This window comes from Aeromonas sp. S8(2024) (genome assembly GCF_041403085.1).
GTDB classification, from domain to species: domain Bacteria; phylum Pseudomonadota; class Gammaproteobacteria; order Enterobacterales; family Aeromonadaceae; genus Aeromonas; species Aeromonas dhakensis.
The window spans coordinates 101,639-121,957 of the sequence record NZ_JBGLRF010000005.1; the positions used below are offsets into that span (position 1 = coordinate 101,639).

General features: G+C 60.0%; 29 protein-coding genes. 18 read left to right on the plus strand and 11 right to left on the minus strand.

Annotation, left to right across the window (positions count from 1 at the left end):
- Positions 1-60 precede the first annotated feature (60 nt).
- The gene (locus tag ACB031_RS14890) at positions 61-951 is read right to left on the minus strand and encodes a LysR substrate-binding domain-containing protein (RefSeq protein ID WP_017778342.1); all 891 of its coding nucleotides are present in this window, start codon (positions 949-951) and stop codon (positions 61-63) included.
- A gap of 91 nt (positions 952-1,042) precedes the next feature.
- Between ACB031_RS14890 and ACB031_RS14895 the strand changes: the two genes are divergently transcribed.
- Complete coding sequence (locus tag ACB031_RS14895; protein WP_005305226.1) at positions 1,043-1,900, plus strand: DMT family transporter; 858 nt, start codon at positions 1,043-1,045, stop codon at positions 1,898-1,900.
- Positions 1,901-1,910: 10 nt separating this feature from the next.
- Here the strand turns inward: ACB031_RS14895 and ACB031_RS14900 are convergent, their stop codons facing one another.
- Positions 1,911-2,492, minus strand: coding sequence for a uracil-DNA glycosylase family protein (locus ACB031_RS14900; RefSeq protein ID WP_017778343.1), 582 nt, complete (start codon positions 2,490-2,492; stop codon positions 1,911-1,913).
- A 102-nt stretch (positions 2,493-2,594) separates the two neighbouring features.
- Between ACB031_RS14900 and rarD the strand changes: the two genes are divergently transcribed.
- Complete coding sequence (rarD, locus tag ACB031_RS14905; RefSeq protein WP_017778344.1) at positions 2,595-3,503, plus strand: EamA family transporter RarD; 909 nt, start codon at positions 2,595-2,597, stop codon at positions 3,501-3,503.
- Here the strand turns inward: rarD and ACB031_RS14910 are convergent.
- Positions 3,485-4,219 carry an ABC transporter substrate-binding protein gene (locus ACB031_RS14910; RefSeq protein WP_005305238.1) on the minus strand — a complete coding sequence of 245 codons (735 nt, stop codon included), beginning with the start codon at positions 4,217-4,219 and terminating at the stop codon, positions 3,485-3,487. The two genes, rarD and ACB031_RS14910, sit on opposite strands and share 19 nt — an antisense overlap.
- A 44-nt stretch (positions 4,220-4,263) precedes the next feature.
- Between ACB031_RS14910 and ACB031_RS14915 the strand changes: the two genes are divergently transcribed.
- The gene (locus tag ACB031_RS14915; RefSeq protein ID WP_017778345.1) at positions 4,264-4,665 is read left to right on the plus strand and encodes a GIY-YIG nuclease family protein; all 402 of its coding nucleotides are present in this window, start codon (positions 4,264-4,266) and stop codon (positions 4,663-4,665) included.
- A gap of 95 nt (positions 4,666-4,760) precedes the next feature.
- Here the strand turns inward: ACB031_RS14915 and pspG are convergent, their stop codons facing one another.
- From pspG to ACB031_RS14935, 4 genes are all read right to left on the minus strand, one after another.
- Positions 4,761-4,979, minus strand: coding sequence for an envelope stress response protein PspG (gene pspG, locus ACB031_RS14920; RefSeq protein ID WP_010636066.1), 219 nt, complete (start codon positions 4,977-4,979; stop codon positions 4,761-4,763).
- A gap of 42 nt (positions 4,980-5,021) precedes the next feature.
- Positions 5,022-5,228 (minus strand): PspC domain-containing protein, encoded by a 207-nt coding sequence (locus ACB031_RS14925; RefSeq protein ID WP_005305247.1) that lies wholly within the window; start codon positions 5,226-5,228, stop codon positions 5,022-5,024.
- Positions 5,229-5,230: 2 nt separating this feature from the next.
- Entirely contained in the window at positions 5,231-5,893 is a 663-nt protein-coding gene (gene pspA / locus ACB031_RS14930) for a phage shock protein PspA (protein WP_017782532.1), read from the minus strand.
- Between the two features lie 206 nt (positions 5,894-6,099).
- Positions 6,100-6,828: a 1-acylglycerol-3-phosphate O-acyltransferase gene (locus tag ACB031_RS14935; protein ID WP_005305253.1), complete on the minus strand. Its 729-nt coding sequence runs from the start codon at positions 6,826-6,828 to the stop codon at positions 6,100-6,102.
- A 177-nt stretch (positions 6,829-7,005) separates the two neighbouring features.
- Between ACB031_RS14935 and ACB031_RS14940 the strand changes: the two genes are divergently transcribed.
- From ACB031_RS14940 to ACB031_RS14955, 4 genes are read left to right on the plus strand one after another with little or no spacing between them, the layout of a single operon-like run.
- Positions 7,006-7,386, plus strand: coding sequence for a hypothetical protein (locus tag ACB031_RS14940; RefSeq protein WP_371139831.1), 381 nt, complete (start codon positions 7,006-7,008; stop codon positions 7,384-7,386).
- Between the two features lie 54 nt (positions 7,387-7,440).
- Positions 7,441-9,495 carry a protein-disulfide reductase DsbD family protein gene (locus ACB031_RS14945; RefSeq protein WP_371139832.1) on the plus strand — a complete coding sequence of 685 codons (2,055 nt, stop codon included), beginning with the start codon at positions 7,441-7,443 and terminating at the stop codon, positions 9,493-9,495.
- Between the two features lie 10 nt (positions 9,496-9,505).
- Positions 9,506-10,261: a DsbA family protein gene (locus tag ACB031_RS14950; RefSeq protein ID WP_279485253.1), complete on the plus strand. Its 756-nt coding sequence runs from the start codon at positions 9,506-9,508 to the stop codon at positions 10,259-10,261.
- Between the two features lie 3 nt (positions 10,262-10,264).
- Positions 10,265-10,789: a protein disulfide oxidoreductase gene (locus ACB031_RS14955; RefSeq protein ID WP_042050229.1), complete on the plus strand. Its 525-nt coding sequence runs from the start codon at positions 10,265-10,267 to the stop codon at positions 10,787-10,789.
- Between the two features lie 75 nt (positions 10,790-10,864).
- Here ACB031_RS14955 and ACB031_RS14960 read toward each other — a convergent pair whose 3' ends face one another.
- Positions 10,865-11,293 carry a hypothetical protein gene (locus tag ACB031_RS14960; RefSeq protein ID WP_017765349.1) on the minus strand — a complete coding sequence of 143 codons (429 nt, stop codon included), beginning with the start codon at positions 11,291-11,293 and terminating at the stop codon, positions 10,865-10,867.
- 288 nt (positions 11,294-11,581) lie between these two features.
- Between ACB031_RS14960 and ACB031_RS14965 the strand changes: the two genes are divergently transcribed.
- From ACB031_RS14965 to ACB031_RS14990, 6 genes are all read left to right on the plus strand, one after another.
- The gene (locus ACB031_RS14965; protein ID WP_024943298.1) at positions 11,582-11,866 is read left to right on the plus strand and encodes a DnaJ domain-containing protein; all 285 of its coding nucleotides are present in this window, start codon (positions 11,582-11,584) and stop codon (positions 11,864-11,866) included.
- Between the two features lie 23 nt (positions 11,867-11,889).
- Positions 11,890-12,432, plus strand: coding sequence for a hypothetical protein (locus tag ACB031_RS14970; RefSeq protein WP_124249300.1), 543 nt, complete (start codon positions 11,890-11,892; stop codon positions 12,430-12,432).
- A gap of 12 nt (positions 12,433-12,444) precedes the next feature.
- Positions 12,445-13,212: a hypothetical protein gene (locus ACB031_RS14975; RefSeq protein WP_005335887.1), complete on the plus strand. Its 768-nt coding sequence runs from the start codon at positions 12,445-12,447 to the stop codon at positions 13,210-13,212.
- 11 nt (positions 13,213-13,223) lie between these two features.
- A complete protein-coding gene (locus ACB031_RS14980; protein WP_371139833.1) occupies positions 13,224-14,126 on the plus strand; it encodes a hypothetical protein in 903 nt (300 codons plus the stop codon).
- Positions 14,127-14,331: 205 nt separating this feature from the next.
- The gene (locus ACB031_RS14985) at positions 14,332-14,715 is read left to right on the plus strand and encodes a hypothetical protein (RefSeq protein WP_085947085.1); all 384 of its coding nucleotides are present in this window, start codon (positions 14,332-14,334) and stop codon (positions 14,713-14,715) included.
- A 12-nt stretch (positions 14,716-14,727) separates the two neighbouring features.
- On the plus strand, positions 14,728-15,126 hold the full coding sequence (locus ACB031_RS14990; RefSeq protein WP_371139834.1) for a hypothetical protein: 399 nt from the start codon (positions 14,728-14,730) through the stop codon (positions 15,124-15,126).
- A gap of 214 nt (positions 15,127-15,340) precedes the next feature.
- Here ACB031_RS14990 and ACB031_RS14995 read toward each other — a convergent pair whose 3' ends face one another.
- Positions 15,341-15,664 carry a hypothetical protein gene (locus ACB031_RS14995; RefSeq protein WP_371139835.1) on the minus strand — a complete coding sequence of 108 codons (324 nt, stop codon included), beginning with the start codon at positions 15,662-15,664 and terminating at the stop codon, positions 15,341-15,343.
- Between the two features lie 281 nt (positions 15,665-15,945).
- Between ACB031_RS14995 and ACB031_RS15000 the strand changes: the two genes are divergently transcribed.
- A complete protein-coding gene (locus ACB031_RS15000) occupies positions 15,946-16,197 on the plus strand; it encodes a hypothetical protein (RefSeq protein WP_371139881.1) in 252 nt (83 codons plus the stop codon).
- A 59-nt stretch (positions 16,198-16,256) separates the two neighbouring features.
- Positions 16,257-16,631 (plus strand): hypothetical protein, encoded by a 375-nt coding sequence (locus tag ACB031_RS15005; RefSeq protein ID WP_371139836.1) that lies wholly within the window; start codon positions 16,257-16,259, stop codon positions 16,629-16,631.
- A 128-nt stretch (positions 16,632-16,759) separates the two neighbouring features.
- On the opposite strand, the gene ACB031_RS15010 is transcribed toward ACB031_RS15005, so the two are convergent.
- Complete coding sequence (locus ACB031_RS15010; protein ID WP_017765356.1) at positions 16,760-16,972, minus strand: hypothetical protein; 213 nt, start codon at positions 16,970-16,972, stop codon at positions 16,760-16,762.
- Positions 16,973-17,104: 132 nt separating this feature from the next.
- Between ACB031_RS15010 and ACB031_RS15015 the strand changes: the two genes are divergently transcribed.
- Both ACB031_RS15015 and ACB031_RS15020 read left to right on the plus strand, forming a co-directional pair.
- A complete protein-coding gene (locus ACB031_RS15015) occupies positions 17,105-17,263 on the plus strand; it encodes a DUF5993 family protein (RefSeq protein WP_010636050.1) in 159 nt (52 codons plus the stop codon).
- Between the two features lie 9 nt (positions 17,264-17,272).
- On the plus strand, positions 17,273-17,848 hold the full coding sequence (locus ACB031_RS15020; protein WP_005305299.1) for a disulfide bond formation protein B: 576 nt from the start codon (positions 17,273-17,275) through the stop codon (positions 17,846-17,848).
- Between the two features lie 156 nt (positions 17,849-18,004).
- On the opposite strand, the gene ACB031_RS15025 is transcribed toward ACB031_RS15020, so the two are convergent.
- Complete coding sequence (locus tag ACB031_RS15025; RefSeq protein ID WP_371139837.1) at positions 18,005-19,249, minus strand: MFS transporter; 1,245 nt, start codon at positions 19,247-19,249, stop codon at positions 18,005-18,007.
- 87 nt (positions 19,250-19,336) lie between these two features.
- On the opposite strand from ACB031_RS15025, the gene ACB031_RS15030 reads away from it, so the two are divergent.
- Complete coding sequence (locus ACB031_RS15030) at positions 19,337-20,245, plus strand: LysR family transcriptional regulator (protein ID WP_371139838.1); 909 nt, start codon at positions 19,337-19,339, stop codon at positions 20,243-20,245.
- Positions 20,246-20,319 lie beyond the last annotated feature (74 nt).

Sequence of the window (20,319 nt, forward strand, 5' to 3'; positions counted from 1 at the left end):
GTCGGTGGTGGTCTGCGCCACCAGCCTGTTTGTGCTGAGCCAGTTCAAGAAAGCCTGAGCCTAGAGAGGCATGCTCTGGCGTGTCTCCATCATCAGCCATTGGCGCAGCCGGCTGATGGCGGGCTCATGGGCCCGCGAGCGCTTGCAGGTGAAGTAGAAAGCATCCCCCGTCTCCAGCTGGTGTACCGGCAAGGCCACCAGCTGGGGATCATCCGGTCGCAGCATGTAGTCGTTCACGAATGCCACCCCCTGATCCCAGGCCGCAGCCTCCATCGCCAGCAACACATGGCTGAAGTGGTGCATCCGTGCCTCCGCCGGGATCACCAATCCCCCGGCCTTGGCCCAACGCTGCCAATCCTCTCCCCGCGCCTTGTAGATGGACTGCACCGACAGCAGCGGCAGTTGCCAGATGGCGTCCGGCCACTCCCCCTCCACCTGTTGCAGCAAGCGGCGACTGCAGACCGGGAAGAGCCGCTCCCGGTAGATGAGATCGTGACAATAGCCCCGACCGTGGGGCGAGACGGTGATGAAGCAGTCCGCCACTCGATCGGAGAGTTCGGGATCCTCCGCCACCATCTCCAGGCTGAGATCCAGCTCGGGATAGAGCTGGCGCAGCCCAGCCAGGCGCGGGATCAGCCACTTCACCGCAAACGAGCTGTAGACCGCGAGCCGCAGCCGCATCTCGCCGCCGCCACGCAGTTGCTCGCTGCTCTGGGCAATCTGGCCGAGCCCGGCGGAGATCCCCTCGAAATAGACCTCGCCCTGCGCCGTCAGCGACAGCAGCCGCCCCTGACGCAGCAGCAGCCGTTCCCCCAGAAAATCCTCCAGCAGGCGGATCTGATGGCTGACCGCGCTCTGGCTGACGTTCAGCTCAAGGGCCGCGCGGGAAAAGCTGAGCAGGCGGGCAACCACTTCGAAGTATTGAACGGCACGCAGGGGAGGCAGCTTCATTATCCAAAATTCTCATGCATGGTGATTTTTTATCATTTTACTGGATAACGAAGCGCGGGCTACCCTTCCCTCATCTGACGCAGGAGGTAGCATGAACGCAGTGGGGATCGGCATCCTTTATCTGGTGCTGGGCAATATGGTGGCAGTCTTTTCCGACGCGCTGGTCAAGGTGCTGGAGCCGGATCAGCCGGTATTTCAGTTTGTCTTCTTCCGCCAGCTCTCCGCCGCCATCCTGCTGACCCCCTGGCTGCTCTGGTCATGGCGTCGCAACCCGCCGGTGGCGCTCAAGTGGCACCTGCTGCGCGCCCATATCTGGGCCATCGGCGTCTGCCTGATGGTGATCGCCCTCACCCGGCTGCCGCTGGCCACCGCCAACGCCCTCTTCTATGCGGCGCCGCTGATGATGGTGCCGCTGGCGGTGTGGCTGGCAGGGGAAGCGATCTCGCGCCAGAAGGTGCTGACCGCCTTCATCGGCTTTGTCGGGGTGCTGATCGTGCTGCGCCCCACCGAGGTGAACTGGGCGGCGCTGGCCGCACTCGGGGTAGCGCTCTCCATGGCGCTCAACAATCTGCTGATCAAGCGGATCCCGCTCCAGCAGCCCATCGCCCAGACCCTGTTCTTTACCAACGTGCTGAGCATGCCCTTCATCCTGGCGCTGGCCTGGTGGGAAGGGGGCGACTGGCAGTGGCAGATGTGGTGGCCCGCCTTCGGCTCTTCGGCGCTGATCATGGTCTATGCGGGGTTGTGCGTGGTGGCCTATCGCAAGGCGGAGGCGAGCAAGATCGCCTCCGCCGAGTACACCGGCCTGCTGATGGCGGTCGCCATCGGGGTATGGCTGTTCGATGAGCAGCCGGGCCTGCCGCTGCTGCTGGGGTGCCTGTGCATCATACTGCCGCTCATAGCCATGGCCCGCAGCAAGCCCAAACCACAGGCCGAACCGGCGCTCTAGCCAACGAGGGTCACCCCAGCAGCGGGGCGACCCTTTGTTGCAGATGGGGGACCACATCCTGCTCGAACCAGGGGTTCTTCTTGAGCCAGAAGGTGTTGCGCGGTGACGGGTGCGGCAGCGGCAACCAGGCCGGACCGTAGTCCGCCCAGCTGCGCACCGTCTCGGTCAGCGACCCTTTCGCCGCATCCCGCAGGTAGTGGCCTTGCGCATACTGGCCGATGAGCAGGGTCAGCTCGATGTTGGGCAGCAGCATCAATACCTTGTCGTGCCAGGTGGAGGCACATTCGGGGCGCGGCGGCAGATCCCCCGACTTGCCCTTGCCGGGGTAACAGAGCCCCATCGGCATGATGGCGATGCGGGATTCATCGTAGAAGGTGGCCTTGTCCACTCCGAGCCACTGGCGCAGGCGATCGCCGGAAGGATCGTCCCAGGGGATGCCGCTGGCATGCACCCGGGTGCCTGGCGCCTGGCCGATGATCAGCAGGCGAGCGTGCTCGCTGCCACGGATCACCGGTCTGGGCCCGAGCGGCAAGTGTGCCTCGCACAGGCGGCAGGCACGGATCTGTGCAAACAAACTGTCGAGTCGGTTCATGGGCCCGATAGTAACAGAGTTTTCCCCCGGATCCTGCTTGTGAAAGATTCAGCAGATACTTATTATGCAGCCACATTTGTTTAATTTAATAAACGGAGCGAAATGAAGAACTGGATGGGCACCGGCAGCGCGGCCCTCTCATTCGTGCTGTGGGGCATGCTGCCCCTCTATTACCAGTTCATGCCCGCGGTCAACATGTGGGAGCTGCTCTCCCACCGGGTACTCTGGTCGGCGGTGCTGCTGGGGATCCTGTTCCTCGTCGTCGGCTACCGGGTGCCCTGGGCGCGGCTGCGCAGCGAACCGCACCAGCTCGGCCTCATCCTGCTGGCCGGCCCCGTCATGTCCATCAGCTGGTGCATGTTCACCTGGTGCCTCACCACCGGCCAGGTGCTGGCCACCAGCCTCGCCTTCTTCATGACGCCGCTGTTCAACATCGTCTTCGCCGTGTTGTTCCTCAAAGAGAAGCTCACCCCGCAAAAACACCTGGCGGTGGCGCTAGCCCTGGCGGGGTTGGCCTACATGCTCTTTTCTTACGGCCAGCTGCCCTGGTTCTCCCTGGTCATGGGGGCCAACTTCGCCCTCTATGGCCTGCTCAAGAAGAAGGTGCACTATGACGCCGGCGTCAGCCTCTACCTCGAGGCGCTGGTACAGCTGCCCGTCGCCCTGCTGATCATCGGCGCTCTGGCGGTGAGCGGCGCCAGCCAATTTATGGCCGGTGACTGGACCGAGCGACTGCTGCTGATGGGCAGTGCCCCCGCCACCCTGCTGCCGGTGGGGCTGTTCTGCTATGGCATGATGCGCACCCGCATGAGCACGGTGGGTCTGCTGCAATATATCGAGCCCAGCCTCGCCTTCCTGCTCGCCATCTTCTGGTTTGGCGAGACGCCGGATCCGGTGAAATCGGTGGGGTTTGCCTTCGTCTGGGCCGGCCTGCTGGTGAGCCTGCTGCCGCTACACAGGCTCGGGCGCCATCTGCGCCGCAACGCCGACGCTCAGGGTCTGCCGCGGTAGGACTCCAGGATGGCGTGCCACTTGGGATCCCGGTCCATCTGCTCGGCGATGTCGTTCAGCCTGTCATGCAGATCGCTGCGGGATTTGGGCAACAGTATGTGGCGGGTATAGCTGGACTGGGCGAAGGGCGAGACGAACAGCTTGCCCTCAAAGGCGGGGTCGTGAGTAAAGAAGGTGAGCGCCGAGCCCGGCACCAGGGTCACGTCGATGCGGCCGCGCACCAGCAGGCTGAAGTTGGTCTTGACCTTCTTGGCATCCACCCGCACCAGATCGCCTCTGGCCGACGCCTCGTCGATCCCCTGATAGTGGTACCCCTCGATGCCGCCGAAGGTCATCCCTTTGAGCGAATCGGGCCCGCGATAGGTGACCGGTCTGTCGGCACTCGAGATGAGCTCGTTGGTATCGCGCATGATGGGAAAGGTCCAGAGGTAGCGCTCGCGCTGGGGATCCCCCACCCAAGCGGGATTAACCCAGGCCACCAGACCATCAAAGCCAGGATCCGACATCTCCAGCGCCAGTCTGGCACGATTCACCAGCCAAAGTTCCAGCTTGGGTTCTCCGCCAAGCTTTTCATTGAGATACTTGACCAGATCCCGGCTCAGACCGCTCTGCTCCCCGGTCATGAAAGGGGGGTGCTGATGATAGTCGTAGAGACGCAGCGTCTCGCCATGAGCCGATATCGACAGCAGACACCACAACCACCACCATGCTCGCATCGCACCTCCTTGGGCTGCTCTTGAGTGTGGCACAGAGAGATCGAATGAGAAAACCCCCTAGCGGCGCCAAACCAACTGCCAGCCCGCCCACCCGCCACTGGTTCATCTACATGGTGCGCACCGCCGGCGGCCTGCTCTATACCGGGATCAGCACGGATCCGCTCCGCCGCCTGCGCCAGCACCAGAGTGGCAAGGGAGCCCGCGCCCTGCGCGGCAAGGGGCCACTGACCCTGGCATGGCAGCAGGCCGTCGGTGAGAAAGGCACGGCGCTGCGCCTCGAATACCGACTCAAGCAGCAGAGCAAGGCCTTCAAGGAGCAGCTGATCAGCCAGCCGGAGCGCTGGCTCGCCTGCAGCGAATCATGGCTGGCCGCCGCCCGGCCACAGAAAAGGCCGCTGCATGCAGCGACCAGGGAAGGATCCGATAACAGGGAGTGTCAACGGTAGGCATTAACCTGCTTGCGCCGACTGCTAATGAGCCAGCAAACGCAAAAAAGGCCGCTGCATGCAGCGACCAAGGAAGGATCCGATAACAGGGAGTGTCAACGGTAGGTATTGGCCTGCTTGCGCCGACTGCTGATGAACCAGCACACCACCAGCAGCACCAGCAACCAGGGCGCCAGCTTGATGATGAGGGCAAACATGCCGGCCAACGCGCCAAACAGCACGAAGACGCCGCTCACCAGCAACATGGCCAGCACGGTGAATCCGGCCAGCGCCATGCCGACCAAGACCAGCATCAAGACGATAAATTCCAGCATGTTGTGCTCCTCACTGGGTTGATGCGGCCAGATGACCCGGGGTCAATCCAGCCAACGCTTCAATTCACGACGGGGCGGCATGATCAGCACCGCCAGCAGATAGATGGCCAGGGCCAGGGGCGGCATCAGGATCAGCGCCATCAGGGCCGCGACCCGCACCGTCACCCTGGAGAGCCCCAGCCCGTTGGCGATGCCGGCGCAGACTCCGGTCAGCTTGCGATGGGCAAGATCCTTCGGCCAGGGCGTCATGGTTATGCCTCCACCTTTTGACCCTTGAGGCGGGCCAGTTCCCGTTCAATCTCGTCGTTCAGCTCCAGCTCGCGGAACTGGGCCTCCAGCGAGGGGTTCTGCCCCAGGGTTGCCGCCTCCAGCTGAGCTTCCAGCTGATCGACTCTGCCCTGAAAGCCGTCAAAACGGGCCATCAGCTCGTGCATGCGCTGGTTGTCCACCTGGGCACGGGCTCGCAGCCGGCTGTGGGCGGTCTGCTCGCGCAGGGTCAGCAGCTTCTGCTTCTCACGCGCCTCGGTCAGCTTGGCGGCCAGCCGCTCGCTGTCGGCGGTGAGCTGGGCCAGCACCTCGGCGACCCGCGCCTTGTCCTGCTCCAGCTGTTCGCATTTTTTGACCTCGGCCAGCTTCTCGGTCAGCGCGGCCCGGGCCAGATCCTCGCGTCCCTTCTGGATGGCGAGCTCGGCCTTGGCCGACCACTCCAGGATCTGGTGTTGCAACGCCTGCTGATGGCGCTCCAGCTGCTTCTGTTCGGCGATGACGCGGGCGGCCTGGGTTCTCATCTCGACCTGGACCTGCTCCATCTCCTCAATCATCAGCCGCAGCATCTTCTCCGGCTCTTCGCTCTTGTCGAGCAGGCTGTGCAGGTTGGCATTGATCACGTCGGTCAGGCGGCTAAATACGCTCATGGTCTGGCTCCTTGTTGATGGGATGGCTATCTCTTCCCATAACATTACAAGAGCCGTGCCAAAATTATTTTTCCTTTACTTACATATAGATGAGGTTTTATCAGATATTTTCAACACCGTCTTGGTGGCGAAAAATACCGATCTGGTGGTGATTTTCACCAATAAAAAAGGGAGCCAACGGCTCCCTCATGCAATCAGTGACAGGCTCAGGCGGCGCGGGTATGGCCAAGCTTGCTGTCCAGTTCGACCAGCTTGGCCTCCATCCGGCTGCGGCAGATTTCGGACAGCTCGCGGATGCCGGCGGCGCCATGCTCCTTGCTGCAGACAGGGGCCATCACTTCCAGCAGCACCTCGCCGTTGTCCCAGCGGTTGAGATCGATCTGGCCGAAGTAGCTGGAGCAGACGATGGGTACCACCGGCACCTCAGCCTGCACCGCGGTATGGAAGGCACCCGCCTTGAATGGCAGCAGGCCGCGCCCCTTGGAACGGGTTCCCTCCGGGAACATCCAGATGGAGGTGCCACGCGCCTTGATGCGATCCACCACCTGGCCTATGGTGCCGATGGCACGGGAGCGGTTGGAGCGGTCGATCAGCACGTTGCCGGAGAGCCAGAAGATGAGGCCGAAGAAGGGCAGCCACAGCAGGCTCTTCTTGCCCACCGCCACCACGCCGGGCTGCACCGCGCCGGTCACGGTGAAGATGTCGTAGTTGCTCTGGTGGTTGCAGACGTAGACGGCCGGCCCCACCGACTTCACCTCGTCGGCCACCGTCACCCGGACCTTGAGGCCGATGAGCGGACAGACAGCGTGATACATGCGGGCAAAGACATAGACGTTGTTGGGATGGCGCGGACGCACCAGGCACAGCAGCAGACCGAACAGGAACCAGAAAATGAGCAGCAGACCAAGCAGCAGCACACGGGCAATTTTGAGCATCGAACACCTCGGATTTTGACTCGGCGCAGTATACTGGTCCCCCTTTTAGCGAACAAGCGTTCGCCAGACAGAACCGACCACCCTTCGCCACTCGCCCCTGAGCCATAAAACGGACGGCGGCTTGCCCCACCCGGCATTGGCCGTTAGGATGTGGCCATCTTGATGAACGGGGCGAGCATGATTCACCAACAACGCGTGGCGAAACGACTCCTGCTGCTGGTCTGCCTGCTGGTGCTCAATTGCGCTGCCCAGCCGCTGGCACGGCTGGCCCTGCTCGATCACGCTCTCAGCTGTCAGGCTCTGCCCTCCTTCGTCACGGCCGACGACCAGGCCGACAAGGGCACGCCCGCCAGCCCGCAGCCCAACAGCTGCCAGCTCAACGGCAAGTGGCTGAGCGCCGCCACCCTGCTCTGCCTTGAGCAACTGTTCTTTGCGGTGGCCCTGCTCATCGCGCTGCTGGCCCCGCTCTGGCGCTACACGCCGCCACTGCCGCCGCCACGGGCCGTGTCGCCCCCCGAACGACGACTTCACCTCACCCTCTGTGTCTGGCGGGAATGAGTTCAGCCACGCTTTTTCAGCCTGCTGTCATTCATTTTTTGCGAGACAACATCTATGTCAACTCTCTTCAAGGCGAGCCTGCTGCTGGGCTGCCTGCTGTGGCAATCCACTGGATTGGCCAGCGATACGGGCTGGCTCACCAGCCCCCAGAACGATCACGCCAAGGTCAGGCTGCAAGCCGACCGCAGCGCCCCTGACCAGACCCGCATCCTGCTCGAGGTGGCCCTCGAATCCGGCTGGAAAACCTACTGGCGCAGCCCGGGTGAAGGGGGCATAGCGCCCCAGATCCTGTGGGAGCAGCCGGTCGGCAACTTCCAGTGGCACTGGCCCACGCCGCGCCCCTTCGAGGTGGCCGGGCTGAGCACCCAGGGCTATCAGCAACAGGTGCGCTTCCCCCTGAGCCTGAACTACCCCGCCGGGCAGCCGCTCAAGGGCACCTTGCGCCTCTCCACCTGCAGCAACGTCTGCATCCTGACCGACTACCCCTTCACCCTGGCGGCGGATGGGCAGGCGCCGGCCGGTTTCGACTTCGCCTGGGCCCAGGCCATGAGCACCCTGCCGCAAACGCTGCCCGCCGATACCCGGGTCGAGCTCGGCTACCAGCACAACCAGCTGCAGCTGCGCGCCGAGCGGGCAGAGGGCTGGCAGGCGCCTGCGCTCTTCATCGATGCCCTGGAGGGGGCCGAGTTCGGCAAGCCGGCGCTCGAGGTGAGCGGCAACACCCTGATCGCCCGGGTGCCGGTCAGCGACGGCTGGCAGGGGGATGCGCCTGACTTGCGTGGCCAATCCCTCGGCCTGCTGCTCGGCAGCGGCGATGAAGCCTGGCAGACCAGCGCCACCATCGCCGGACCTCTCGCCCTGCCGGCCCCAGGCCAGCCACTCATCTGGCTGCTGGGGGCGGCGCTGCTCGGCGGCCTCATCCTCAACCTGATGCCCTGCGTGCTGCCGGTGCTGGCCCTGAAACTGGGTACCGTGCTGCAGCAGCAGGAGCGCGAACAGCGACAGGTACGCAAGCAGTTCCTCGCCGCCAGTGCCGGGATCATGGCCTCCTTCTGGGTGCTGGCGGCCATGAGCAGCCTGCTGCGCGCCCCTAGTTTTGGAATGAGTGGCGCGGTCGGCTGGGGGATCCAGTTCCAGAGCGCCGGCTTCATCGGCTTCATGGTGGCGGTGACCCTGCTGTTTTGCGCCAACCTGTTGGGCTTGTTCGAGATAAGGTTGCCCAGCAATCTCAACACTCGCCTCGCCACCAGCGGCGGCAAGGGGCTCGGTGGCCACTTCCTGCAGGGGAGCTTCGCCACCCTGTTGGCCACCCCCTGCTCGGCCCCCTTCCTCGGCACCGCGGTGGCCTTTGCGCTGGCGGCACCGCTCGGCCAGCTCTGGCTCATCTTCACGGCGCTCGGCCTTGGCATGAGCCTGCCCTGGCTGCTGGTGGCGGCCCTGCCGCGCCTCGCCCTCTGGTTGCCCAAACCGGGCCGCTGGATGGGGCGGCTGCGCATCCTGCTCGGGTTGATGATGCTGGGCTCCAGCCTCTGGCTGGCGAGCCTGCTTGGCAACCATCTGGGCAGCACGGCTACCGGCTGGCTGATGGCCGCCATGCTGCTGACGCTGCTGATTGGCATCCTCTGGCGCTATGGCATGCGCGGTTTCACGCTGGCCCTCTCCCTCTCGGCCCTCATCGGCGGCGCCCTGTTGCTGGGTGGCGCCCTCACGGCGCAGGGGTCGGGCAGGGTCGATCGCATCGCCTGGCAGCCGCTCACCGAGCAGGCCATCGTCGATGCGCTGGCCCAGCGCAAGCGGGTCTTCGTCGACGTCACCGCCGACTGGTGCGTCACCTGCAAGGCCAACAAGTACAACGTGCTGCTGAGTGACGAGGTGCAGAGCGCCCTGACGGCTCCGGACGTGGTGGCCCTGCGTGGCGACTGGAGCCGGCCGAGCGATGCCATCTCAGCCTTCCTGCGCCAGCGCGGCGCGGCCGCCGTGCCCTTCAACCAGATCTACGGGCCCGGCCTGCCAGAGGGAGAGATCCTCTCACCCCTGCTGGACAAGGCCGACTTGCTCGACGTGTTGCATCAGGCCGGCCTCGTCCAGGCCGATGCCCCCCATTTTTAAGGAGAATCCCATGACCCTGCGTACTCTGAAACTGCGCACCCTGACCCTCTGCACCGCCCTGCTTGCCGGCACCCTGAGTGCCCCCTTGTTGCAGGCGGCCCCCTTCACCCCGGAGCAGGAGGCGCGCATCAAGGAGCTCATTCGCGAGACCCTGGTCGCCAACCCCAAGATCCTCGACGAGGCGGCCGAATCCTGGGAGAAGCAGAACGCCGCGGCCCAGGAGGCCCAGCTCGGCAACTTCATCAAGGGCAATCAGGATGTGCTGTTCAACAGTGCCACCAGCCCGCGCCTGGGCGCCAAGAATCCCAAGCTGACCCTGGTGCTGTTCACCGACTACAACTGCCCCTACTGCAAGCAGTTCGATCCCCGCCTGACCAAGCTGCTCGAGGCCTATCCCGACGATCTGGGGCTGGTGGTCAAGCTGCTGCCGTTCAAGGGGCAGAGCTCGGCCAAGGCGGCCCAGTACAGCCTGACCCTCTGGCAACAGGAGCCGGCCCGCTTCCTCGCCCTGCACGACAAGCTGATGAGCAAGCAGGGGATGCTGACCGAGGCGGACATCAACAAGGCGCTGGCGGCCACCGGCAACACGGCCCTCAAGCCCGATGCCAAGGCCACCGAGGAGCTGCGCAACAGCCTTCGCATCGGCACGCTCCTTGGCGTGCAGGGGACCCCGGCGACGCTCATCGGCAACCAGCTGGTGCCGGGCGCCCTCCCCTATGACGAGCTGGAGCAGCTGGTGAAGGCCGAGCTGGCCAAGCGGAGCTAAGCCATGGCGGAGGATGCAGTCGTAAAGGCACCCCGCTGGCGCCGTTGGGGCAAGGAGGCGCTCTGGCTGCTGCTGATGGCGCTGGTCATCTCCACCCTGCTGGATCTGTGGCGCAGCCCCAGCCTGCCGGCGGGGGCCATGGAAGCCCCCTTCACCCTGCAGGATGGCACCACCACCAACCTGGCCGAGCAGAGCCGCGGCAAGCCGCTGCTGGTCTACTACTGGGCCAGCTGGTGCGGGGTGTGCCGCTTCACCACACCGACCGTGGAGAGCCTGTGGCAGGAGGGTGAAAACGTGCTGACGGTGGCGCTGCGCTCCGGCAGCGATGAGCAGTTGCGCGCCGGGATGGCGAAGAAGGGGCTCGCTTTTCCCACCCACAACGATGAGCGGGGAGATCTGGCCGCCCGCTGGCAGGTGGGGGTCACCCCCACCTTCCTCGTCATCAAGGATGGGGCGCTGGTGAGCAGCACCACCGGCTGGAGCTCGTGGCTCGGGCTCAAGGCCCGTCTGCTGTGGGCCTGCTGGTAATCCCGTCAGCCCAGCAATGTATGCAAAGAGCCCGGTATCACGACCGGGCTCTTTTTCATCTGAAGGCTGACAAGCCTATTTCGTGGGCGCCATGGCGCCCTGACCGAGCCGCCCCCTGGCGCTGGCCCGCTCAGCCTCGTCGAGTACCCCGTCCCCGTTCTTGTCCATCCGGGTGAAGAGGGCCTCATGGCGCGCCATGAACTGCGCCTTGGTCGTGTCCTGCATCGGCCTCATGTTGCCCATGTTTCCCATCTTGCCCGGCATGGCCTGGCCGGACTGCTGCATCGCCTCGTGCATCTTGGCCATAGCGGCCTCTCTCTCGGCCACCGACAGGGTGCCATCCTTGTCGGTGTCCTGCCGGGCAAAACGCTGCTCGGCTCTTTCCATGAACTGGGCCTTGGTGATGTCCCCCTTGATGAACATCAAGGGCTCGTCGATGCTCTCATCGGCGGCGATGGCAAGGCCGCCCAGCAGTACCATTGGCAGAAGATAAAATTTGAGCATGGCTGTCCATTCCTTAGTAAGGGTCTCGGCCCGACCGAGGCCTGCTGAAGATCGCCAGGGCAACGCCCGGCGCCTCCTGTAGTGTAGCCCCGGTACCACCCCCTACCGGGAGGCAGATCGCAAGGTGCACCGACCGCGCTTCCCCCTGGTTACTTTTCTTCCTATTCATGGCGATGGCCGCCTGTTTGCGTTAAAATGTCGGGTTTTTGCCGAGCCTGGTTTGCCAAGATCCCCGCCGCCAGGCCAGCGCAGGGTCAATTCCACGATGCCAGTGAGGCAGGATCCGTCATGAACAACTACTTCCGGGTGTTGGGCGTCAAGTCCAATGCCAGTGAAAACGACATCAAAAAAGCCTATCGTCGGCTGTCGAACCAGTACCACCCCGACAAGCTGCACGGGGCGAGCGAAGAAGAGAAAGAGCAGGCAGCCGCCCGGCTGCACCAGGTAAAGCAGGCTTATGAAGTGCTGTCCGATCCGAAACAGCGGGCCGCCTTCATCAAGGATTTCAACAACGTCATCGTGACCGATCCCGCTGCTGCCATGCAGGAGATGTGGGACCAGTTCTACCCCTGAGCCACCAGGCAAGAAGAGCGACTATGCAAAAAAAATGGGACCAGGCACGGCTCAAGGCCCTGCAAAGCGATGCCAGCGAGAATATCGAATCCTACCGGGATCAGGACGACCCCAAGGGGCTCGAGCAGTTCACCGACCAGATGAAAAGCCTGCTGCTGGCCGACATGAGCATGCTGGAATTCATGCCCGAATACCTGCCGCTCGCCCTCTATGGCCGGGTGCAGTTCCCGCCCAAGGCCAAGGGGCAGTGGAACAAGTGGCTCGCCAGCGGCGAGCAGCCGAGCTGGGACGAGTTCAAGGTGAGCGTCGGCTTCAACAACGCCGTCCTGCCGCTGGTCAAGGCGGTGCGGGCTCAGAGCGAAGATCAGCTGATGGAAGCCTGCGCCGTGCTGTTCCTGCTCGACAACCCGCTGCCGCGCGGCAGCCACCGCGGCGATGACGACTATGAGCTGCGCGATGAAGAAGAGGAAGACGGGGAAGATGCCGACGCCGATTATCACGGCGGCAGCGACCGCTATGGCGACGACCAGGGCGAGCAGGATATGTACGACGAAGTCCGTTTCTAATTGGGGCAAGGCATGAGCAACAGTCTGATAGAAATTACCGCCATCGAGATCAAAGAGCTGGCCGTCATCGAGCCGAAGCAGGCCAGCGAGAAGTTCGAGCTGATCGCCAAGACCATGTCTGACGACCAGCTGGCAGAAGTGATTGAAAACATTGATATCGTTACCCTGACCCAGATCAACGGCCAGCACGACATCTCCTTCCCCTCCATCATCTCCGAGCTGATGACCCCGGAGCGGATCCGCGACATCGTCTGCCAGCAGCCGCTCTACTGGGAAGAGGCGATCAAGAACAACGCCGACGAGCTGCAACAGCACACCTTCGACTTCCTCAACTACCTGATCCGCACCCAGGATAGCGAAGCCAAGCAGCGCGAGATCCTCGAGTGCGTGGCCGAAGATCCGGCCGGTCTCTTCTACCTCGCCATCCCCTTTATCGAGTTCTATCGCGGCGATCGCTATGAAGAGGACGAAGGCTATCGCGACGTGCTGCACGCCGAAGAGGAAGATCTCGAAGAGTCCCTGCGCTACAGCGAGCGCCAGCAGAGCGAGGATGTCCACGACTACGCGCTGGATGACCCGCGCAGCCTCTTGATGCTCATTCGCGAGCTGGCCCCCGAGGTGGAGAAAGCCATCAAGGCGCTGCTGCGCAACGAGCACTCCACTTGGGACGGCATCATCAACAAGTTTGCCGCCGAGCTGGTGATGCAGGCCAAAGAGAAGAACAAGGTCGAGGAAGACGAGTACGGCGACGTCGACGACATGTTCAGCTTTCTGGATTAAGGAGCCCATTCATGCAGTTAGTCATTCGCGATGCCAACCAGGGCCCCTTTCTGACCCAGGTGCTGCGCTTTGGCCGCGACAATGAACGTTTGAGCGAGCAACAGCTGGCCGCCATCAAGGGCAAGGCGGTGCTGATGAGCCTCAAATTCGCCGACAAGTACTACAACAAGTACAAGATGCACCTGCTGGAGCAGGCGGCCCACGACGTCATCGGCGTGGTGAGCCTCGGCCTGCAGGAGCTCTCGGCGCGGGATCCGGCCAAGGCGCTGGCGTTGCTGCAGGCGCCGGAAGGCCCCATCAAGCCGTTCCAGAAGGGCTGGTCGATGCTCATCACCGTCAGCCCCAAGCAGGCTGGCAACAGCCTCTACGGTGACGTGGATGCCCGCCTGCTGGACAAGATCTCGAGCCCGCCCGATGTGGAGGAGTGGCAAGGGTGGCAGGAGTACGAGAAGGCACTGACAGAGCACAACAAGAGCCGCCTGATGGGGCTCATCGACCAGCACTTCTTCGCCTGCGAGAGCGACCACCCCACCATGGAGGACAAGCTGGCCGAAGCGCTGCTCTACCGCATCCTCTGCGGCAAGGGCAGTGGCGCCGCCCCGCTCAAGGTGAAGCAGGATCTCAAACGCAAACTGGCGCGGGAGATTGAGCTCGACGAGAGCTGGTATGACACCGACTACCTCGCCGCCCAGCTCGCCCTGCTGCTAAGCGCGCTGCCCGCCGACATGGCCGCCGCCCTGCGCCAGGAGCTGAGCCCGGGCTTTGTGCCCAACCTGCTGCACACCCTCGGCTTTGTGCGCCAGTACCAGCAGTTGCAAAAAGAGGACGCCTCTCCGGAGAAGCTCGACAACATGGAGATGCGCGCCGGTCTCAAGCACCCATTGCTCGGCTGGCCGCTCTATCACGACTTCTAAGGGGCCATGCACCCTTGCAGGACGGCTCTTGCCTCTCCTCCCACAACGCCCGGCTTGCCGGGCGTTGCTATATCAGCAATCCTCTTGCCACCTCACTTAACAGTCGAGGAATAAAGGAGGTAAATTGGGTTCATTCAAACCCCATAAATCGCTATACTCGCCTGACTCTAGGGTTGGGCAAGCTCACTGTTATAGGCCGTTTTATATGTTGCTTCCACTTATCATGCTACTCAGCACTGATGCGCCACTACTATTGGATACCCGCCTTTATAAAGAAGTTACATACAATTGCATAAGTGCAGATTTGGAGAACTGGCGGCACCCAACCAAACAGGTACTGCTGGAACGAGGTGTCATATTAAAAAAAGTCGAGTTGTGTAACGATAAAAAATATCCAATATATCATGTCCGATTGCCATATGACCCAACTGGAAAAACTCAAGACTACTTCCATCCACTTTATGCAGCCATGTATAAAGCCAATGGAAAATGGCCATATGCCATAGTGGATGATGAGGGCACTATCGTTTATGTAACGTATCGAGGAAATACCATCATTACACCTGACTACGAGTTTTTCTCTCCATAGAAGTTATAGCTTATGAAAAAAATCAAATTCTTGATTAAGTCACTGTATCATTGTTATGCATTTACTGGTGCCATTCTTTTAACATTGCTGATTATTTTTTCCGATAGTATACCGGTGTACTATGATGAACCATTCACCGATACTGCTGGGCTAACGTGGCGCAACGAAAACAATAAATTACAAGGCTATCAACTTATGACTACTGAGCAGGGCCTATATCGATTGAGGATATATGATCTTGATAAAGACAAAAATCCACACCAATTAAATGAGATAGCTATCGTTCTTGATTTACCCTCACACTCAAATATATCTTCAAGCAGTTTCTACAACTACGATGGTCAGCAAGTCCAATTTAATACATCAATTGCCGTTCCACCCCAAACAATAAAATATGAGCCTACCCTGTAACATATATATCAATAGCCATTTATCTTCCGACACATATTAACTAAACTGATGTAATTCAAATTGTTAAGTCTGAGGAAAAGTGGTCATAACAGAGCAGTAGCTATCCTGTATGGCTTACATAGCTGTAATACGTCATCAACTACATCTTGCCTAACAGGCGAGACAATATCGATATAGGTAGCTACTGCTCGACTTATTCATGCTGACCAGCAATTCAATTCACAATGCTCCACATGGCACTTTCCATACCCGTTTCCCGAAAGTCGATGGTCACGGGATATTCTTTGCCACACCCCATCACGGTCCAGCGTTCCTGCCAGTAGCGGCTACCTGGCTCTCCCCTAGTCAACTGCAACACCACGGGCACAAAACGCTCCGGTGCCTCACACCCCTTGGTAGCCACCCAGGACGCCACGCTCACCATGGCATCCTGAATAAGCTGCGGGTTGGCGAGTGTGCCTTCTTGCACTGGCTTGGGTACCTCAGCCTGAGCACACAAAGCCCACCAACAAAGTAAGAACGGGGTATATCTCATCATCATGTCTCCTTATGATTTTGCCTGCTTCCAACGGGAAGTTGGTTCATTTTGACACCAATGATGCCCTGTAAAACAACTCAATAAACCTCTCGCCTAGCCAACAAATACTGGCCTTACAAAACCGCAGACTGAAAACAAGCAAGACCGCCTTCCTTATAGCGTCCAAGCGAAACTACCCCGTAAGCGTGATTTTCCCCATTTTATTCAGGGATATAATGACTCCCCCATACAAGCCGCAGGGGAACAAGGCCGTGAGCAGAAAGCCGGACCGCATTACCGCGATGCAGCAGATCATCGATGCCGTGAAGGCGGAATTTCCGCTTTATCAACCGAATACCTTCAAGTGCGGGCCTGACAACACCTGCATCGGCTGCCCCAAGAAGCTGATGGAGCTGGTGGATACGGACCTCTGTTACTGGCAATATCAGATCGATCGCGGCATCCCGCCCACCTTCGACGAGCTCCAGCGCTTCGGCAAGCTGTGCAAGAACATCCGCCGGGCCCTGGTGCGCAATGGCCGCATCCCCGCCTGAGCGCCCCATCGCAGCCAAGAATTAAGACATCCGCCGGCAACACCAGAGAGGTACAGAGCATGACCCAGGAGAGGATACAGACCCGCTATACACTAAATGGCCCCCTTACCAGCCACACCGAGCTGGAGCAGGCTATTGCCCGGACCATTGAGGCCTACAAGCAGGACTTCTTCCCCCTGCTGGAGCGGCTGGTGGACGTGGGTGACAGCCGGGTCAAGCTCAGCCAGAAGGATCCCCTGCGGGTGCTGGGGGTGGAACTCGATGAGGCTCACACAGGCGGCAGTGCGCGCCTCAACTACGAGTCCAACTTCGCCGAGAGCTGCCGGCTTATCGACGAATACGACCAGCACCAGACCAGCGTGGCTTTTACCCTCGACGGGGATCAGCTGATCTTCGATCTTGAGCTGCCCATTGCGTGGAACTTCGACAACTAGGGCTACTCCCCGCCTTCGCCCGGCGCCCAGCCCATCACAAGAAAGGAGCCTTGTCGGCTCCTTTTTCAGTGATTCACCGCATCGCGCGGCTCGTCCCGCCCTCTGCTTCACATCTCAGGTGAGGTAGTTCAGGTGAGATAGTAACGCCACGACCGGACCGGCTCGGCGAAACCGACCCGGATGCAGAAGGGTGCTAGCTCGTGATTGGCCTGCTCCAGGCTGAGGGTCTGGTGGGCATCTTCCTGGCACCACTGCACGAACTCGCCGCTGTTGAAGCTGTAGTGATCCCCGTGAAAGACTCCGTGGGCCTCGATCAGCCCGATGGCTTTCTCTGTTTCCATGATTGGCCTCCCGGCATTGTGCTGCTCCCTTCAAGTCTAGCGAACAGGGAGGTGGGTGCTATCTGGAAACCATCGGCTCACTATATACTCAAGGCCTTGCGAGCCCAGCTCACCACGATAAGGAGATATGACATGTATATGTTTTTGCCTTTCTTGCTGGCATTGATAACGGGGATCAGCATCTTGATGAACAAGCGAGGAGCCTCCTATCTGCTTTGGGCCCTGTTGCTGGTAGTGACCCTACTCTCCTTTATGCACCATGTGACCGACCCGCTCACCCTCTCGTTCTAGGAGCCCGCCATGAGCCTTTCGACCTCCTCAACAGCCGCGAAGAGTGACCTGCCACAACTGCTCGATACGTTGGGGCTGGCCGGCATCTGCCTGACCCTGATCGTGGCCTTCTATTACCAGCTCTATCTGGCCGAACTCCCCTGCCCCTTGTGTTTATTGCAGCGGGTCGGCCTTGTGGTCGCCGGTTTCGGCTTTATGTTCAACCTGCAATTTGGCGCAAAAGGGGCCCACTACGGCATAGTGATTGTCGGCGCGCTGACCACCGCCATGATCGGCGCCCGGCAGGTGCTGCTGCATATTCTGCCCGGCGATCCCGGCTATGGTTCCACCTTTCTCGGGCTGCACTTTTATAGCTGGTCGCTGATCAGCGCTCTGCTGATCATATTGGCCGTCGCCCTGATATTGATGGTGCGGGACGGGCTCGCTATTCCCCTGCCCAAACTGGCTCTGGCACGCTGGGGACGCATGGCCTCCCTGCTGTTTGTCTTGCTGATTGCGGCAAACCTGATCTCTACCGTACTGGAGTGCGGCGCAGGGCAGTGCGCCGATAATCCGGTCGTCTATGAGCTGCTGAGCCAGCGTTAACAACCCTCAAAGGTGGCGGCCAGTCCGCCACCTTTTATGGCCGTCTTATATTACCGAAAGGCGCAACAAGCGCGGCGTATTGCACTCACTGGCAATCTTCATACCTCGCCAATCAAGCCTGCGACCCTGCTGCCTCGTCATGAATAAAACATGATGTTACTCGGTCACCACACATAACCGTTTCAGCAGCCGATGGAGAAAGACGGGCTGCACCAGCGTCAGCGCTATCACCAGCCAGGCCAGGGTAGTCATATTGCCCAGGTGACCATCGACATCGGTCAACAGCATCGAAGAGACGACGGCGGCCGAACCGCTGAATATATGCTGGAAGACATTCTGCAATGACATGAACCCTGCTCGCTCCCCGGGCTCTGCAACCTGGCTAGTCACTGCCGCAGCGGTAATCGTGCGCGTCGACGTCACCACCATGAACAAGGTAAAAACAACAATGGTCGGCAACAAGGGGGAACCCAGGAAACCATCCCAGACAATGGCGATAATCAATCCCCCCAGCCACATGGTGACGTGCATTGGGCCAACCCGGTCCATCCAATAGCCCCCCAACTGCATTGCAAGCACGCTGACCACGCCGCCCATGACATAGTACTGACTCATATCGCCGCGAGGCACACCGAGATTGAACTGAAAATAGGTGGCCATGTTCGGAACAATCAGGAAGGTACTGAAAATGGCCAACCCGATTGCCATGAATGCATGCCACACCACGGCGCGTTTCAACATCCCCGTGATTGAAAAGACCTTCTGCTCTCGCCCCAGGTGAGCAGTCATATTCGGCAGCCGCATAGATACCAGCACGCTGACGCACAAGCCCAATCCGCCAACGGCATAGAAAGGGGCGCTCCACCCTTTCAACATGGCCAGCTCCAGCCCCAGGGGGACACCGGCAATGGCTGACAACGAGAAAGCCCCCATCACTATCGCCATCGCTCGACCACGTTGTGGTACTGGCGTCGCATCCACGATGATCGCCATCGCTATCGACGTTGCCGGACCGGCAAATATACCGACCAACAAACGGGTAAAGAACAGGCTTTCCATATTCCACGCCAGCGCGCATGCCCAGGTGGACAGGGTGACCCCCAGCAATGAGAGCAATGCCACCTGTTTTCTATCAAATCGATCAATATATCTGGCACATAATAAGGATGATAATGCGGCGGCCAGTGCATACCCTCCCCCCAAATATCCTATATAGGTTGGGTTGATATCGAGCGCACGAGATAAATCAGGCCCAAGCGGCATAATCATCATAAAGTCCAGTGCACTCACCAATTGGATAAAGGCGGCCAGCCAGACGCACCCCATATCCATCACCGCACTGTTAGAATAAGGTTTATTACCTGATTTGTTTTTTTCTGACATCATAGTGTTTATGCTCAATATTTGGAGGCAGACAGCATACCCACTACCATCCTCTATTTTTATCCTTTAGAATGGCACAGACTGTTATCATATCAGGGACAATGGATGCGCACCGGCCTGGACTTTACTTCATCAAAGATATTTATTGCCGTGGTTGAACAGGGCAGTTTTATCGGTGCATCCAAGACCCTTGAATTACCTACCTCAAACATCAGCAGGAGTATTGCTCAGCTGGAAGAGAGACTGTCACTCCAGCTTATTGAACGCAGTACTCGGCACATGAAACTCACCCAGGCGGGCCAGCTGCTCTATTCCCGAGTAAAACCCTTGCTGGAATCACTGGAGCAAACCGAAGCTGAATTGACATCACAGCAGATCCAGCTGAAAGGGCCACTGCGCCTGTGCATTCCCAATGAAGCCGGTCCCAGGCTGCTCGGCACAGCCATCGCTGACTTTGCCTGTCAGCATCCCGAAATAAAGATCAGCTGTATTACCAACCTGTCAGGATTTGAGACATTAAGGGAAGATCTGGATATAGCCGTCATCATTCACAGAGGAAAGCTGGATGACAGCGATTATATCGCCAGCCATCTGACCACCATTCCCTGTACCGTGGTTGGTTCCCCTGCTCTTATTCAGCGATGTGGACAGCCCAACCACACGGCCCAGCTAAAGGATCTCCCCTGCATCACCACGGTAAGCGCCCTGAAGGGAATGCCTTGGCAGTTCACCCTACCCAGCGCTGAATTTTCCACCGCTCAGGTCAATGAACACTATCGGGTCGATAGTGGTGAGCTGGCGCTAAAAGCCGCGCTCGCCGGAGTCGGGTTTGCCATTCTGGCCAAGGTCTCTTGCCAAGCGTTTATTGATGATGGCAGCTTGGTTGAAATTGAACTTGAGTTACCCGCCGCCCCTTTGCAGTTGTTTGCTGTTTATGCAAACCGCCAATATCTACCGGCTAAGACGCGCGTATTTATTGATTTTATACGGCAAAACATCATGAGTTATCAGTAGCTAAAATCGGTAACGTCTCACCAGGCTGACTTTTCTAGATACCAAAATGGTGAACCAACCAGATTTTATCATTC

Bases quoted from the DNA above. Each gene is read 5' to 3' on its own strand.
- ACB031_RS15005 (WP_371139836.1), top strand. From the start codon at position 16,257: ATGACCCAGGAGAGGATACAGACCCGCTATACACTAAATGGCCCCCTT.
- ACB031_RS14890 (WP_017778342.1), bottom strand. From the start codon at position 951: ATGAAGCTGCCTCCCCTGCGTGCCGTTCAATACTTCGAAGTGGTTGCC.
- ACB031_RS14935 (WP_005305253.1), bottom strand. From the start codon at position 6,828: ATGCTCAAAATTGCCCGTGTGCTGCTGCTTGGTCTGCTGCTCATTTTC.
- ACB031_RS15010 (WP_017765356.1), bottom strand. From the start codon at position 16,972: ATGGAAACAGAGAAAGCCATCGGGCTGATCGAGGCCCACGGAGTCTTT.
- pspA (WP_017782532.1), bottom strand. From the start codon at position 5,893: ATGAGCGTATTTAGCCGCCTGACCGACGTGATCAATGCCAACCTGCAC.
- pspG (WP_010636066.1), bottom strand. From the start codon at position 4,979: ATGCTGGAATTTATCGTCTTGATGCTGGTCTTGGTCGGCATGGCGCTG.
- ACB031_RS14950 (WP_279485253.1), top strand. From the start codon at position 9,506: ATGACCCTGCGTACTCTGAAACTGCGCACCCTGACCCTCTGCACCGCC.
- ACB031_RS14985 (WP_085947085.1), top strand. From the start codon at position 14,332: ATGTTGCTTCCACTTATCATGCTACTCAGCACTGATGCGCCACTACTA.
- ACB031_RS14900 (WP_017778343.1), bottom strand. From the start codon at position 2,492: ATGAACCGACTCGACAGTTTGTTTGCACAGATCCGTGCCTGCCGCCTG.
- ACB031_RS14955 (WP_042050229.1), top strand. From the start codon at position 10,265: ATGGCGGAGGATGCAGTCGTAAAGGCACCCCGCTGGCGCCGTTGGGGC.
- ACB031_RS14895 (WP_005305226.1), top strand. From the start codon at position 1,043: ATGAACGCAGTGGGGATCGGCATCCTTTATCTGGTGCTGGGCAATATG.
- ACB031_RS15020 (WP_005305299.1), top strand. From the start codon at position 17,273: ATGAGCCTTTCGACCTCCTCAACAGCCGCGAAGAGTGACCTGCCACAA.
- ACB031_RS14915 (WP_017778345.1), top strand. From the start codon at position 4,264: ATGAGAAAACCCCCTAGCGGCGCCAAACCAACTGCCAGCCCGCCCACC.
- ACB031_RS14910 (WP_005305238.1), bottom strand. From the start codon at position 4,219: ATGCGAGCATGGTGGTGGTTGTGGTGTCTGCTGTCGATATCGGCTCAT.
- ACB031_RS15015 (WP_010636050.1), top strand. From the start codon at position 17,105: ATGTATATGTTTTTGCCTTTCTTGCTGGCATTGATAACGGGGATCAGC.
- ACB031_RS14980 (WP_371139833.1), top strand. From the start codon at position 13,224: ATGCAGTTAGTCATTCGCGATGCCAACCAGGGCCCCTTTCTGACCCAG.
- ACB031_RS14995 (WP_371139835.1), bottom strand. From the start codon at position 15,664: ATGATGAGATATACCCCGTTCTTACTTTGTTGGTGGGCTTTGTGTGCT.
- ACB031_RS14965 (WP_024943298.1), top strand. From the start codon at position 11,582: ATGAACAACTACTTCCGGGTGTTGGGCGTCAAGTCCAATGCCAGTGAA.
- ACB031_RS14990 (WP_371139834.1), top strand. From the start codon at position 14,728: ATGAAAAAAATCAAATTCTTGATTAAGTCACTGTATCATTGTTATGCA.
- ACB031_RS15000 (WP_371139881.1), top strand. From the start codon at position 15,946: ATGCAGCAGATCATCGATGCCGTGAAGGCGGAATTTCCGCTTTATCAA.
- ACB031_RS14975 (WP_005335887.1), top strand. From the start codon at position 12,445: ATGAGCAACAGTCTGATAGAAATTACCGCCATCGAGATCAAAGAGCTG.
- rarD (WP_017778344.1), top strand. From the start codon at position 2,595: ATGAAGAACTGGATGGGCACCGGCAGCGCGGCCCTCTCATTCGTGCTG.
- ACB031_RS14940 (WP_371139831.1), top strand. From the start codon at position 7,006: ATGATTCACCAACAACGCGTGGCGAAACGACTCCTGCTGCTGGTCTGC.
- ACB031_RS15030 (WP_371139838.1), top strand. From the start codon at position 19,337: ATGCGCACCGGCCTGGACTTTACTTCATCAAAGATATTTATTGCCGTG.
- ACB031_RS14960 (WP_017765349.1), bottom strand. From the start codon at position 11,293: ATGCTCAAATTTTATCTTCTGCCAATGGTACTGCTGGGCGGCCTTGCC.
- ACB031_RS14970 (WP_124249300.1), top strand. From the start codon at position 11,890: ATGCAAAAAAAATGGGACCAGGCACGGCTCAAGGCCCTGCAAAGCGAT.
- ACB031_RS14945 (WP_371139832.1), top strand. From the start codon at position 7,441: ATGTCAACTCTCTTCAAGGCGAGCCTGCTGCTGGGCTGCCTGCTGTGG.
- ACB031_RS14925 (WP_005305247.1), bottom strand. From the start codon at position 5,228: ATGACGCCCTGGCCGAAGGATCTTGCCCATCGCAAGCTGACCGGAGTC.